Genomic DNA, 14,618 nt, shown 5'->3' with positions numbered 1-14,618 from the left:
GCCCCGTCCACCGCGACCCCGAGGAGCACGCCGTGAGCGTCACCGCCGCCGCCGGCTTCCGTGCCGCCGGAGTCCGCGCGGGCCTCCGCGCGCACGGCGACCGACCGGATCTCGCCCTCGTGGTGAACGACGGTCCCGCCCACACCGCCGCCGGCGTCTTCACCCGCAACCAGGTGAAGGCCGCGCCCGTCCTCTGGTCCCAGCAGGTGCTGCGGGAGCACGCGCTGCGGGCGGTCGTGCTGAACTCCGGCGGCGCCAACGCGTGCACCGGCCCCGACGGGTTCGCCGACACCCACCACACCGCGGAGAAGGTCGCCGAGGTCCTCGCGTGCGGGGCGATCGAGGTCGCCGTGTGCTCCACCGGGTTGATCGGCGAGCGCCTGCCCCTGCCGTCGCTGCTCGCCGGGGTCGACGAGGCGGCCGGGGCGCTGGCGGCCGACCCCGACGCGGGGACGAGCGCGGCCACGGCGGTCCTCACCACCGACACCGTCGACAAGCAGGCGACGCGCTCCCGCGACGGCTGGACCGTCGGGGGCTTCGCCAAGGGCGCCGGGATGATGGCGCCCAGCCTCGCCACGATGCTGGTCGTCGTCACCACCGACGCCGACCTCGACGCCGAGGTCGCCGACCGGGCGCTCCGGGCCGCCACGGCCACCACGTTCGACCGGCTGGACATCGACGGCTCGACCAGCACGAACGACACGGTGCTGCTGCTCGCCTCCGGCGCCTCCGGGGTCACGCCCGACGAGGCGACGTTCGCGGACGAGCTGCGGGAGGTCTGCGCCGAGCTCGCGCGCGGGCTGCAGGCCGACGCCGAGGGCGTCACCAAGCGCATCGCCGTCACCGTCTCGGGTGCGGCCTCCGACGCCGACGCGCTCGTCGGCGCGCGCGCCGTGGCCCGCGACAGCCTCGTGAAGACGGCGCTGTTCGGGTCCGACCCGAACTGGGGCCGGATCGCGGCCGCGATCGGGGCGAGCGATGCCCGCGTGGAGCCGGAGACGCTGTCGGTCACCGTCAACGGCGTGCTGCTGTGCGCCGCCGCGGCCGCGGTGGGCGACCGGTCGAAGGCCGACCTGTCCGGGCGCGACGTCACCGTCGAGGTCGACCTCGGGCTCGGGGAGGGCACCGCGACCGTGCTGACCACCGACCTCTCCCACGCCTACGTCGAAGAGAACAGCGCCTACTCCACATGACCACCACCGCCCCCCGGGACGCCCACCAGGACGCCCAGGCCAAGGCCGCCGTCCTCGCCGAGGCCCTGCCGTGGCTCCGTGAGTTCCAGGACGCCGTCGTCGTCGTCAAGTACGGCGGCAACGCGATGGTCGACGACGAGCTGCGCCGGGCCTTCGCCGAGGACATGGTCTTCCTGCGCCTCGCCGGCATCCGCCCGGTGGTCGTGCACGGCGGTGGCCCCCAGATCACCGCGATGCTCGACCGTCTCGGGATGAGTGGCGAGTTCCGCGGCGGGCTGCGCGTCACCACACCGGAGACCATGGACGTGGTCCGGATGGTCCTCGTCGGTCAGGTCGGACGTGAGCTCGTGGGCCTGATCAACGCCCACGGGCCGCTCGCGGTCGGCATGTCCGGGGAGGACGCGCGGCTCTTCACCGCCGCCCGCCGCACCGCCTCGGTCGACGGCGAGCAGGTCGACGTCGGACTCGTCGGGGACGTGGTCGACGTGAACCCGGCCGCGGTGCTCGACCTCGTGGCGGGCGGGCGCATCCCGGTCATCTCCACCGTGGCACCCGACGTCGACGGCGTGGTGCACAACGTCAACGCCGACACCGCCGCCGGAGCGCTGGCGGTCGCGCTCGGGGCCCGCAAGCTCGTCGTCCTCACCGACGTCGAGGGCCTCTACACCGACTGGCCCGACCGCTCCAGCCTGCGCACCGAGATCGACGCGACCGAGCTCGCCACGCTGTTGCCCGGCCTGTCGAGCGGCATGATCCCGAAGATGGAGGCCTGCCTGCGGGCGGTCGAGGGCGGCGTCCCGCGCGCCCACGTCATCGACGGGCGGGTGGCGCACTCGGTGCTGCTCGAGGTCTTCACCAGCACGGGCGTCGGGACGATGGTCGTCCCCGCTCCCGCACCCCCAGGAGGAGGTCCCCCCGCATGACCACTGCAGCACCGACCGGTGAGGACCTCCGTCGTCGCTGGTCCGACACCATGATGGGCAACTACGGCACGCCGCCGATCAGCCTGGTCCGCGGCGAGGGCGCGCGCGTGTGGGACGCCGACGGCCGCGAGTACCTCGACCTGCTCGGCGGCATCGCCGTGAACCTCCTCGGGCACGCCCACCCGGCCGTCGTCGAGGCGGTGTCCCGGCAGGTGGCCACGCTCGGGCACACCTCCAACCTGGTCATCAACCCGCTCACCGTCGAGCTCGCCGAGCGCCTGCTGGCGCTGCTCGGCGTCCCCGACGGCCGGGTGCTGATGTGCAACTCGGGCGCCGAGGCGAACGAGGCGGCGTTCAAGATCGCCCGGCGCACGGGCCGGTCGAAGATCGTGTCGGCCGAGGGCGGCTTCCACGGCCGCACCATGGGCGCGCTCGCCCTCACCGGGCAGCCCGCGAAGCGCGAGCCGTTCGAGCCGATGCCGCCCGGCGTGGAGTTCGTGCCCTACGGCGACACCGAGGCGCTGCGGGCCGCGGTCGACTCCGACACGGCCGCGGTCGTGCTCGAACCCGTCCAGGGCGAGGCCGGCGTGATCATCCCGCCGGAGGGCTACCTGCAGGCCGCCCGCGAGATCACCACGGCGGCCGGTGCGCTCCTGGTGATCGACGAGGTGCAGACCGGGATCGGCCGCACCGGGGTGTGGTTCGCCCACCAGCGGGCCGGGATCGTGCCGGACGTCGTCACCCTGGCCAAGGGACTCGGCGGAGGACTGCCGCTCGGGTCCTGCATCGGCATCGGTGCGGCCGCCGACCTGCTCGGGGCGGGCCAGCACGGCACCACCTTCGGCGGCAACCCGGTGTGCTGCGCAGCGGCGCTCGCCGTGCTCGACACGATCGTCGCCGACGGGCTGCTCGACCGCGCGGACGCCCTCGGGAAGGACCTCGGCGTCCGCATCGAGGGTCTGGACCACCCGCTGGTCGACCACGTCGACGTCGCGGGGCTGCTGGTCGGCGTCGCGCTGACCGCACCCGCCTCGCCGCAGGTCACGGCGGCGGCGCTGGAGTCCGGGTTCCTGATCAACGGTGCGGTGCCCGGCCGGGTCCGTCTCGCTCCGCCCGCCGTCGTCACCGACCGGCAGGTGGACGGCTTCCTCGCGGCCCTGCCGGACGTGCTCTCGCAGGGTGCCGCGGCGGCCGAGGGCACCTCGTGAGCGCCGCGTCGCTGCACGCCCCGGACGGCGCGGGTCCCCGGGCCACCGGTCGGGCGCCGCGGCACCTCCTGCGCGACGACGACCTCGCACCGGCCGAGCAGGCGGAGGTCCTCGAGCTCGCGGCCGCGATCAAGGCCGATCCGTACGGTCACCGGCCACTGGCCGGTCCCCGGGCGGTGGCCGTCATCTTCGACAAGCCCTCGACCCGCACGCGCGTGTCGTTCCAGGTCGGGATCGCCGCCCTGGGCGGAACGCCGATCATGATCGACGGGCGCGACGCGCAGTTCGGGCGGGGCGAGACGATCGCCGACACCGCCCGGGTGCTGTCCCGCTACGTCGACGCGATCGTCTGGCGCACCGGCGCCGACGACCGCATCCAGGAGATGGCGGCCCACGCCGACGTCCCGGTGGTCAACGCGCTCACCGACGGCTTCCACCCGTGCCAGGTCCTCGCCGACCTGCAGACCGTCGTCGAGCGCCACGGCCGCACCGCGGGACTCACACTCACCTACCTCGGCGACGGCGCCAACAACATGGCGCAGTCGCTGCTGCTCGGCGGCGTGACCGCCGGGATGCACGTGCGGGTCGCGGCCCCCGACGGGTTCCTCCCCGACCCCGCGGTGGTCGCGGACGCGCAGACCCGGGCCGCCGCGACCGGCGGGTCGGCCGCGCTCGTGGCCGTGGAGGGCCGGGCGGCGGCGCTCGAGGCGGCTGCGGGCGCGGACGTGCTGGTCACCGACACCTGGACCTCGATGGGGCAGGAGGACGACGGCCTGGACCGGGTCGCGCCGTTCCGCCCCTGCCGGATCGACGCGGAGCTACTCGAGCGGGCGGCCTCGGGTGCGACCGTCCTGCACTGCCTGCCGGCGCACCGCGGGGACGAGATCACCGCGGAGGTCCTCGACGGGCCGGCCGCGGCCGTGTGGGACGAGGCCGAGAACCGCCTGCACGCGCAGAAGGCGTTGCTGACCTGGCTGCTCGGTCGATGACGCCACCGGACGACGCCCTCGACACCGACCGCGGTGTACCGCCCGACCCCCGGGTGGCCCGCGAGCGGCTCGAGCGGCTGCGTCCGGGGACGAGTCGCGCCGCACGCCAGGCGCGCATCGTCGAACTCATCAGCACCGCCGAGGTGCACAGCCAGACCGAACTCGCCGCCCTGCTCGGCCGTGAGGGCGTCGAGGTCACGCAGGCGACGCTGTCCCGCGACCTCGACGAGCTCGGCGCGGTCAAGCTGCGCGGGGTCGAGGGCGGGGTCGGGCGCTACGTGGTCCCCGACGACGGGAGCCCGGTGCGGGGCGTCACCGGGGGGACCGACAGACTGTCGCGGCTGCTCGCGGAGCTGCTGGTCTCGGCCGACCACTCCGGCAACCTCGCGGTGCTGCGCACGCCCCCCGGCGGCGCGCACTACCTCGCGAGCGCGTTGGACCGGGCGGCACTGTCCGAGGTGGTCGGCACGATCGCCGGGGACGACACCGTCGTGGTGGTCGCCCGGGAACCGCTCGACGGGGCCGGCCTGGCCGAGGTGCTGGTCGGCCTGGCCACGAGACCGCCGCCGCGGGCGGCGCGCACGCAACAGGACGAGGGAGAGGGACTGCGGTGACGGCGGGATCGGGCGGAGACGCAGCGCAGCGGAGCTCGACCGGCGGTTCGGCGGCCCTGTGGGGCGGACGGTTCTCCTCGGGGCCCGACGCGGTGATGGCGGCCCTGTCGAAGTCGACGCACTTCGACTGGGTGCTCGCGCCCTACGACATCGCGGGCTCCCGGGCGCACGCGCGGGTGCTGCACGGCGCCGGCCTGCTCGACGAGGACGAGCTCCGCGGGATGCTCGACGGTCTCGAGCGTCTCGAGACCGACGTCGCGGACGGCACGTTCGTGGCCGCCGAGGCCGACGAGGACGTGCACACCGCGCTCGAGCGCGGGTTGATCGAACGCGTCGGCCCGGAGCTCGGCGGCAAGCTGCGGGCCGGGCGCTCCCGCAACGACCAGATCGCCACGCAGCTCCGGATGTGGCTGCGGGACCGGCTGCGCGACCTCACCCGTGGGGTGTGCGACGTCGTCGACGCCCTGGTCGGCCAGGGTCGCGCCCACCCGGACGCCGTGATGCCCGGGCGGACGCACCTGCAGCACGCCCAGCCGGTGCTGCTCGCCCACCACCTGGGGGCGCACGCGCAGGCGTTGCTGCGCGACGTCGAGCGCTGCCGCGACCTCGACCGCCGGCTCGGACTCTCCCCGTACGGCTCGGGGGCGCTCGCGGGCACCTCGCTGGGCCTCGACCCCGCCGCCGTCGCCCGCGACCTCGGGTTCCGGGACGCGGTGGACAACTCCATCGACGGCACCGCCTCGCGCGACCTCGCCGCCGAGGGGGCCTTCGTCCTCGCGATGGTGGCGGTCGACCTCTCGCGGATCGCCGAGGAGGTGATCCTCTGGGCCACCGCGGAGTTCGGGTACGTGACGCTCGACGACGCGTGGTCGACCGGCTCGTCGATCATGCCGCAGAAGAAGAACCCCGACGTCGCGGAGCTCGCACGGGGGAAGGCCGGCCGGCTGGTCGGCAACCTGGCGGGCCTGATGACGACGTTGAAGGCGCTCCCGCTCGCCTACAACCGCGACCTGCAGGAGGACAAGGAGCCGCTGTTCGACTCGGCGGCCCAGCTGGCGATGGTCCTGCCGGCGATGGCGGGCATGATCCGCACGTTGACGGTGCACACCGACCGGCTCGCCGAGCTCGCGCCCGCCGGCTTCAGCCTGGCCACGGACATCGCCGAGTGGCTGGTGCGCCAGGGTGTCCCGTTCCGCCGGGCCCACGAGGCCGCGGGTGCGTGTGTCCGGGTGGCCGAGGGCCGGGGCATCGGCCTGGACGAGCTCAGCGACGCCGAGCTCCTCGAGTGCGACCCGGCCCTCACCCCCGACGTCCGGACCGTGCTCACCGTCGAGGGATCGATCGCCTCGCGCGACGCTCACGGCGGGACGGCCCCGAAGCGCGTCGCCGAGCAGTACGACCGGCTGGTCGGCGCGGTGATCGAGGCGCGCGGCTGGGCGGCCCGGCCGATCGACCGGCGGTGACCGGCGGGCTCGACCGCGCCGACCTCGCCGTCGACCCGCTCGTCGCGGCCCGCCGCCTGCTCGGGGCCGAGCTGGTGGCCGAGGTGCCGGAGGGCGAGGTCCGCCTGCGGATCGTCGAGGTCGAGGCGTACCGCGGGGAGGACGACCCCGGGTCGCACTGCTACCGCGGCCGCACCCCCCGCAACGACGTCATGTGGGGCCCGGCCGGGCACCTGTACGTCTACTTCGTCTACGGCATGCACTTCTGCGCCAACGTCGTCGCCCTCGTCGACGGCCGCCCGGGGGCGGTACTGCTCCGGGCCGGTGAGGTGCTCTCGGACCCGGCCGTCGCCCACGTCCGCCGCCCGACGGCCCGGGGGCGGGACGCCGAGCTCGCCCGCGGCCCGGCCCGGCTGTGCACGTTGCTGGGGCTCGTCCGCGAGCACAACGGCATCGACGTGCTCGACCCGACGTCGCCGGTGCGCCTCCAGCAGGGCGAGCCGGTGCCCGACGAGGCGGTCCGTTCGGGGCCCCGGGTCGGCGTCGCCGCGGGCCAGCAGCGCCCGTGGCGGCTCTGGGTGGCGGGGTCGCCCGCGGTCACGCCGTACAAGGCCGGACGCGCCCGGCCGGACGGTCCCGACTGGTAGACCGGCGGACCGGGGACAATGGGCGGGTGACCGCACCACACATCCTCGACGACCTCGCCTGGCGGGGCCTGATCGCCCAGAGCACCGACCTCGACGCGCTGCGCCGCGACCTCGACACCGGGACGGTCACGCTCTACTCCGGGATCGACCCCACCGCGCCGAGCGCCCACATCGGGCACCTGCTGCAGTGGCTGACCCTCGCCCGCTTCCAGCGGGCCGGCCACCGGCCCATCGCTCTCGTCGGCGGGGCGACCGGGCTCATCGGCGACCCGAAGCCGACCTCCGAGCGCACCTTGAACGACCGGGACGTCGTCGCGGGATGGGTGGACAAGATCGGCGCGCAGCTGACGCCCTTCCTCGACTTCGACGGTCCGAACGCCGCGCTCCTGGTGAACAACCTGGACTGGACCGAGGGCATGTCGGCCCTGGACTTCCTCCGCGACCTCGGCAAGCACTTCCGGGTGGGCCGGATGCTGGCCAAGGAGGCGGTCAGTCGGCGCATGGAGTCCGACGAGGGCATCAGCTACGCCGAGTTCTCGTACCAGATCCTGCAGTCCTACGACTTCCTCGAGCTGTACCGCCGGTACGGCTGCACGATGCAGACCGGTGGCAGCGACCAGTGGGGCAACCTGACCGCGGGCATCGACCTGATCCACCGGGTGGAGGGTCGATCGGCCCACGCCCTCGGGACCCCGCTGATCACCAAGGCCGACGGGTCGAAGTTCGGCAAGACCGAGTCGGGCACGGTGTGGCTGGACCCGACCCTCACGAGCCCGTACGCCTTCTACCAGTTCTGGATCAACGCCGAGGACGCGAAGGTGGGGGAGTACCTCCGGGCGTTCACCTGGCTGTCCCACGAGGAGATCGAGGAGCTGGAGCGCCTGACGGTGGAGAAGCCGCAGGCGCGGGCCGCCCAGCGCGCGCTCGCGGAGGCGGTGACCGCACTCGTCCACGGCGCGGACGAGGTCGGTCGGGTGCAGGCGGCCAGCCAGGCCCTCTTCGGACGCGGGGAGTTGCGCGAGCTCGACGCGGCCACGCTGGCGGCGGCCCTGGCCGAGGTGCCGTCGACCACCGTGCCCCGGGGCGACGACCCGACCATCGTCGACCTGCTCGTGGGCACCGGTCTCGCCGCGGGGCGCGGAGCCGCCCGGCGGACCGTCGCCGAGGGCGGGGCCTACGTCAACAACGTGAAGGTCGAGGCCGAGGACTGGACGCCGGCCGAGTCGGATTTGCTGCACGGCCGGTGGCTCGTGGTGCGCCGTGGCAAGCGCACGACGGCGGGCGTCGAGCTCGTGTCGGGGGGATGACGGCCGTGGGTCGGGCGGGAAACCCCGCTCGACCTGCGGTGATCCCGAAAGTGGACCCCCCTGAAACGGGCCCTGATCGGGCGTGTAATGTTCTCCATGTCGCCAGAGCGAAGGGGTTGCCCCGGAGCCGGGCGGCGGGATAGGTTCGAGGGGTTGCCCTCCAGCTAGTCTGGTAGGTTGAAGCCTCGAACGGAACACCGAGCGGTGCCGCATCCCGGTGGGGATGTTGAGCGGGTTCGTGTGGTCGTCCTTTGAGAACTCAACAGTGTGCTGACGTTTTGTGTTCTGGCCCCGGCTTTTGGTTGGGGTTTGTTTGGATTGCTAGTTTTTGTCAGGGACTTTGATCGTCTCTAACTGTTTTTGTTGGAGAGTTTGATCCTGGCTCAGGACGAACGCTGGCGGCGTGCTTAACACATGCAAGTCGAGCGGTAAGGCCCTTCGGGGTACACGAGCGGCGAACGGGTGAGTAACACGTGGGTGACCTGCCCTCCACTCTGGGATAAGCCCGGGAAACTGGGTCTAATACCGGATAGGACTACTGGGTGCATGCCTGGTGGTGGAAAGTTTTTTCGGTGGGGGATGGGCCCGCGGTCTATCAGCTTGTTGGTGGGGTGATGGCCTACCAAGGCGACGACGGATAGCCGGCCTGAGAGGGTGATCGGCCACACTGGGACTGAGACACGGCCCAGACTCCTACGGGAGGCAGCAGTGGGGAATCTTGCGCAATGGGCGGAAGCCTGACGCAGCAACGCCGCGTGGGGGATGACGGCCTTCGGGTTGTAAACCTCTTTCGCGATCGACGAAGGCCCACTTTCTGTGGGTTGACGGTAGGTCGAGAAGAAGCACCGGCCAACTACGTGCCAGCAGCCGCGGTAATACGTAGGGTGCGAGCGTTGTCCGGAATTATTGGGCGTAAAGAGCTCGTAGGCGGTGTGTCGCGTCGGCCGTGAAAACCTGGGGCTCAACTCTGGGCGTGCGGTCGATACGGGCATCACTTGAGTTCGGCAGGGGAGACTGGAATTCCTGGTGTAGCGGTGAAATGCGCAGATATCAGGAGGAACACCGGTGGCGAAGGCGGGTCTCTGGGCCGATACTGACGCTGAGGAGCGAAAGCATGGGTAGCGAACAGGATTAGATACCCTGGTAGTCCATGCCGTAAACGTTGGGCGCTAGGTGTGGGGTCCATTCCACGGGTTCCGTGCCGCAGCTAACGCATTAAGCGCCCCGCCTGGGGAGTACGGCCGCAAGGCTAAAACTCAAAGGAATTGACGGGGGCCCGCACAAGCGGCGGAGCATGTGGATTAATTCGATGCAACGCGAAGAACCTTACCTGGGTTTGACATGCACCAGACAGGCGTAGAGATACGTCCTCCCTTGTGGTTGGTGTGCAGGTGGTGCATGGCTGTCGTCAGCTCGTGTCGTGAGATGTTGGGTTAAGTCCCGCAACGAGCGCAACCCTTGTCCCATGTTGCCAGCGGGTTATGCCGGGGACTCATGGGAGACTGCCGGGGTCAACTCGGAGGAAGGTGGGGATGACGTCAAGTCATCATGCCCCTTATGTCCAGGGCTTCACACATGCTACAATGGCCGGTACAGAGGGCTGCGAAGCCGTGAGGTGGAGCGAATCTCGTAAAGCCGGTCTCAGTTCGGATCGGGGTCTGCAACTCGACCCCGTGAAGTCGGAGTCGCTAGTAATCGCAGATCAGCAACGCTGCGGTGAATACGTTCCCGGGCCTTGTACACACCGCCCGTCACGTCACGAAAGTCGGTAACACCCGAAGCCCGTGGCCCAACCCGCAAGGGGGGGAGCGGTCGAAGGTGGGACTGGCGATTGGGACGAAGTCGTAACAAGGTAGCCGTACCGGAAGGTGCGGCTGGATCACCTCCTTTCTAAGGAGCATCTGCCTCGGATCGTCGTCACTGGTCCTGGTGACTGCTGCCTATTTCGGGTGGCGGCCGGAGTCCGGTGCGGCGGAGGGCCACCGCATCTCGCAGTGTCGTCTTCTTGGATGGTGCTGTGTGGGTGGGTGGTTGCTTACTGGATTGAAGTGGAACGGAACACGAGCTTCTCCTGGTTTTCGGGCCGGGGGGCGTTGGCACACTGTTGGGTCCTGAGGGGACGACGCGCCCTCACATTCATCGGCCTGCTTCTCCTTTCGGGGGGAGGGTTTTCGGGTTGGTTGGGTGTGGGGGTTGTTGTTTTCTCTGGACAGTCACTGCCGGTGCCCCTGTGGGGTGGTTCGGTGGTGGTCTGTGGGTTGGGTTGTCAAGTGGACAGTGGACGCGAGCATCTTTTTTCTGGTCGCCACGATGCTTCCGGTCTGTTCTCTTCGGAGGGCGGGGTCGGTGGTGGTTGTGGTGTGACCGAGTTTTGCTTGATGACTATTGTTGATCGCCGATGGCCGCATGCATGTGTGTGTGGTTGTTGTTGGTGTGTTGGTCAAGTTGTCAAGGGCGCACGGTGGATGCCTGGGCATCAGGAGCCGATGAAGGACGTGGGAGGCCGCGATAGGCCTCGGGGAGCTGTCAACCGAGCTGTGATCCGAGGGTGTCCGAATGGGGTAACCCGGCAGCCGTCATGGGCTGTCACCCCCGCCTGAATGTATAGGGCGGGTGGAGGGAACGCGGGGAAGTGAAACATCTCAGTACCCGCAGGAGAAGAAAACAACAGTGATTCCGTGAGTAGTGGCGAGCGAAAGCGGAAGAGGCTAAACCCCGCTTGTGTGATAGCTGGCAGGTGTTGCTGGTGGGGTGTTGTGGGGCGTCATGTCCGGGGGCTGCTGACCCTGGGCGTGGTGGTGGATGGTTAGTCGAAGGCGTTGGGACGCGCCGGCGTAGAGGGTGAGACCCCCGTAGACGAAAACTGTTCATCATCGCGTGGTGACGTGCCCGAGTAGCAGCGAGCCCGTGAAATTCGCTGTGAATCTGCCGGGACCACCCGGTAAGCCTAAATACTTCCTGATGACCGATAGCGGACAAGTACCGTGAGGGAAAGGTGAAAAGTACCCCGGGAGGGGAGTGAAATAGTACCTGAAACCGTGTGCCTACAAGCCGTCAGAGCCTGGTCTTCGGATCGGTGATGGCGTGCCTTTTGAAGAATGAGCCTGCGAGTTAGCGGTACGTGGCGAGGTTAACCCGTGTGGGGTAGCCGTAGCGAAAGCGAGTCCGAACAGGGCGTCGATAGTCGCGTGCTCTAGACCCGAAGCGGAGTGATCTACCCATGGCCAGGGTGAAGCGCCGGTAAGACGGTGTGGAGGCCCGAACCCACCAGGGTTGAAAACCTGGGGGATGAGCTGTGGGTAGGGGTGAAAGGCCAATCAAACTCCGTGATAGCTGGTTCTCCCCGAAATGCATTTAGGTGCAGCGTCGCGTGTTACTCACCGGAGGTAGAGCACTGGTTGGCCTAGGGGGCCTACAAGCTTACTGAAGTCAGCCAAACTCCGAATGCCGGTGAGCTCGAGCGCGGCAGTGAGACTGCGGGCGATAAGGTTCGTAGTCGAGAGGGAAACAGCCCAGATCGCCGGCTAAGGCCCCTAAGCGTGCGCTAAGTGGGAAAGGATGTGGGATCGCCCAGACAACCAGGAGGTTGGCTTAGAAGCAGCCACCCTTGAAAGAGTGCGTAATAGCTCACTGGTCAAGTGGTCCTGCGCCGACAATGTAGCGGGGCTCAAGCGCACCGCCGAAGCCGCGGCAACACCACGGACACCTAACGGTGGTGGTGTTGGGTAGGGGAGCGTCATGCGGGTGGTGAAGCGGCGGAGTGATCCAGCCGTGGAACCCGTGTGAGTGAGAATGCAGGCATGAGTAGCGACAGCAGAGTGAGAAACTCTGCCGCCGGATGACCAAGGGTTCCTGGGCCAGGTTTTTCCGCCCAGGGTGAGCCGGGACCTAAGGCGAGGCCGACAGGCGTAGTCGATGGACAACGGGTTGATATTCCCGTGCTCGTGTAGGCGCGTCCATGGCGAGCCCAGGTGTGCTAACCGCCCGAACCCCATGACTCCTTCGGGAGTCGGACGGGGGAGCGCGGGATCCTGCCTGGTAGTAGCCAAGCGATGGGGTGACGCAGGAGGGTAGCTCCGCCAGTGAGTGGTTGTACTGGTGCAAGCGTGTAGGCCGGCGTATAGGCAAATCCGTACGCCACATAAGGCTGAGACGTGACGCATAGCCGTTGAGGCGAAGCAGAGTGATCCCATGCTGCCGAGAAAAGCCTCTAGCGAGTTCCTACGCGACCCGTACCCCAAACCAACACAGGTGGTCAGGTAGAGAATACCGAGGCGTTCGAGCGAACTGTGGTCAAGGAATTCGGCAAAATCCCCCCGTAACTTCGGGAGAAGGGGGACCCTGTTACCTGAAGCTCTTCGCGGGCTAGGGTGGTGGGGTCGCAGAGACCAGGGGGAAGCGACTGTTTACTAAAAACACAGGTCCGTGCGAAGTCGCAAGACGATGTATACGGACTGACTCCTGCCCGGTGCTGGAACGTTAAGGGGACCGGTTAGGCCTCACGGCCGAAGCTGAGAACTTAAGCGCCAGTAAACGGCGGTGGTAACTATAACCATCCTAAGGTAGCGAAATTCCTTGTCGGGTAAGTTCCGACCTGCACGAATGGAGTAACGACTTCCCCGCTGTCTCGACCACAGACTCGGCGAAATTGCACTACGAGTAAAGATGCTCGTTACGCGCGGCAGGACGGAAAGACCCCGGGACCTTCACTACAGCTTGGTATTGGTGCTCGGTTCGGCTTGTGTAGGATAGGTGGGAGACTGTGAAGCTCGCACGCCAGTGCGGGTGGAGTCGCCGTTGAAATACCACTCTGGTCGAATTGGGCATCTAACTTCGGGCCATGATCTGGTCCAGGGACAGTGCCTGGTGGGTAGTTTAACTGGGGCGGTTGCCTCCCAAAGGGTAACGGAGGCGCCCAAAGGTTCCCTCAGCCTGGTCGGCAACCAGGTGTCGAGTGCAAGTGCACAAGGGAGCTTGACTGTGAGACCGACAGGTCGAGCAGGGACGAAAGTCGGGACTAGTGATCCGGCACCACCTTGTGGAAGGGGTGTCGCTCAACGGATAAAAGGTACCCCGGGGATAACAGGCTGATCTTGCCCAAGAGTCCATATCGACGGCATGGTTTGGCACCTCGATGTCGGCTCGTCGCATCCTGGGGCTGGAGTAGGTCCCAAGGGTTGGGCTGTTCGCCCATTAAAGCGGTACGCGAGCTGGGTTTAGAACGTCGTGAGACAGTTCGGTCCCTATCCGCCGCGCGCGCAGGAGACTTGAGGAAGGCTGTCCCTAGTACGAGAGGACCGGGACGGACGAACCTCTGGTGTGCCAGTTGTCCCGCCAGGGGCACGGCTGGTTGGCTACGTTCGGAAGGGATAACCGCTGAAGGCATCTAAGCGGGAAGCCCGTTCCAAGATGAGGTCTCCCACCCCATGAGGGTTAAGGCCCCCACCAGACCAGTGGGTTGATAGGCCAGACATGGAAGTACCGCAAGGTATGCAGTGGACTGGTACTAATAGGCCGAGGACTTGCCCGACACACCACCAACACCCACACACTGGGTCGGCGGTGACTCAACAAGTCCCTCAAGCGCAACCGAAAAGCTCTGCTCGCGTCCACATCCACACAACCCGACCCCCCACAGCACGACCGTGGGGGTGGTTCGGTGTTCCGGTGGTCATAGCGGAGGGGAAACGCCCGGTCCCATCCCGAACCCGGAAGCTAAGCCCTCCAGCGCCGATGGTACTGCGACCGCCAGGTCGTGGGAGAGTAGGACACCGCCGGAACACCCAACCACCCCCACGAATACGTGGACCCATATCTCGACAGTGAACGGCGCGGACCTCGGTCCGCCCACGTGACAGACACGGGGTAGGACCGAGAGGTCCTGCCCCGTTTTCGTCGTGTCAGGAGGACGATCGTGAGCGTGGACCCGCAGGACGGCCGGGGCGACCGATCGTCGTCCGCTTCGGATGACCGGCGTCGGCCTGAGGACTCCCGAGACGGTGGTCGGGCCCGCAACAGCAGCCCCGATCGTCGTGGAGGCCGGCCCGACGACCGCCGTGGCCGCCCGGCCCGCACGGACGATCGCGGTCGTGGCGGACGTCCCGACGACCGCAGCCGTTCACCCCGCACCGACCGAGGTGCCCCCCGTCAGGACGCGCCGCGCGGCCGCGACGGCGCTCCCGGACGCGACGACCGCCGGAGTGACCGCACCGGTGGTGGCCGACCGGCGGGTGAGCGTGCCTCGGGTGACTCGCGCCGTACCGACGGACCTCCCCGAGAGCGCGAGGGATACCGC

Annotated in this window: 8 protein-coding genes and 3 rRNA genes; all 11 read left to right on the top strand. The window is 68.7% G+C overall.

All coding sequences use genetic code 11. The features are described 5' to 3' along the window. Positions 1 to 32: 32 nt before the first annotated feature. The 11 genes from argJ to rrf all read left to right on the top strand — a co-directional run bounded on the left by argJ (position 33) and on the right by rrf (position 14,103). Positions 33 to 1,193, top strand: a complete 1,161-nt coding sequence (gene argJ, locus BJ983_RS09315) for a bifunctional glutamate N-acetyltransferase/amino-acid acetyltransferase ArgJ (RefSeq protein ID WP_179793546.1) — start codon at positions 33 to 35, stop codon at positions 1,191 to 1,193. Further along, a complete protein-coding gene (gene argB / locus BJ983_RS09310; RefSeq protein WP_179793545.1) occupies positions 1,190 to 2,116 on the top strand; it encodes an acetylglutamate kinase in 927 nt (308 codons plus the stop codon). Before argJ ends, argB begins: the two co-directional genes overlap by 4 nt. Continuing rightward, positions 2,113 to 3,324, top strand: coding sequence for an acetylornithine transaminase (locus BJ983_RS09305; protein WP_179793544.1), 1,212 nt, complete (start codon positions 2,113 to 2,115; stop codon positions 3,322 to 3,324). Before argB ends, BJ983_RS09305 begins: the two co-directional genes overlap by 4 nt. 11 nt (positions 3,325 to 3,335) lie before the next feature. Further along, positions 3,336 to 4,313: an ornithine carbamoyltransferase gene (gene argF / locus BJ983_RS09300; RefSeq protein WP_179797570.1), complete on the top strand. Its 978-nt coding sequence runs from the start codon at positions 3,336 to 3,338 to the stop codon at positions 4,311 to 4,313. After that, on the top strand, positions 4,310 to 4,927 hold the full coding sequence (locus tag BJ983_RS09295; RefSeq protein ID WP_218890182.1) for an arginine repressor: 618 nt from the start codon (positions 4,310 to 4,312) through the stop codon (positions 4,925 to 4,927). Before argF ends, BJ983_RS09295 begins: the two co-directional genes overlap by 4 nt. Further along, positions 4,924 to 6,390, top strand: a complete 1,467-nt coding sequence (gene argH, locus BJ983_RS09290; protein ID WP_343053946.1) for an argininosuccinate lyase — start codon at positions 4,924 to 4,926, stop codon at positions 6,388 to 6,390. Before BJ983_RS09295 ends, argH begins: the two co-directional genes overlap by 4 nt. Then, positions 6,387 to 7,016: a DNA-3-methyladenine glycosylase gene (locus BJ983_RS09285; RefSeq protein WP_179793543.1), complete on the top strand. Its 630-nt coding sequence runs from the start codon at positions 6,387 to 6,389 to the stop codon at positions 7,014 to 7,016. The genes argH and BJ983_RS09285 overlap by 4 nt, the downstream gene beginning before the upstream one ends. Positions 7,017 to 7,042: 26 nt before the next feature. Beyond that, entirely contained in the window at positions 7,043 to 8,323 is a 1,281-nt protein-coding gene (gene tyrS / locus BJ983_RS09280; RefSeq protein ID WP_343053945.1) for a tyrosine--tRNA ligase, read from the top strand. Between the two features lie 360 nt (positions 8,324 to 8,683). After that, a 16S ribosomal RNA gene (locus BJ983_RS09275) occupies positions 8,684 to 10,213 on the top strand. A 548-nt stretch (positions 10,214 to 10,761) separates the two neighbouring features. Further along, a 23S ribosomal RNA gene (locus tag BJ983_RS09270) occupies positions 10,762 to 13,853 on the top strand. A gap of 133 nt (positions 13,854 to 13,986) precedes the next feature. Further along, positions 13,987 to 14,103, top strand: a 5S ribosomal RNA gene (gene rrf, locus BJ983_RS09265). Together the 16S, 23S and 5S rRNA genes form the textbook arrangement of a ribosomal RNA operon. Positions 14,104 to 14,618: the final 515 nt, after the last annotated feature.

This window comes from Actinomycetospora corticicola (assembly GCF_013409505.1).
In the GTDB taxonomy this organism is placed as follows: Bacteria; Actinomycetota; Actinomycetes; order Mycobacteriales; family Pseudonocardiaceae; genus Actinomycetospora; species Actinomycetospora corticicola.
Note: the sequence above shows the minus strand (reverse complement) of the source record. Positions and strands in the feature narration are given on the sequence as shown.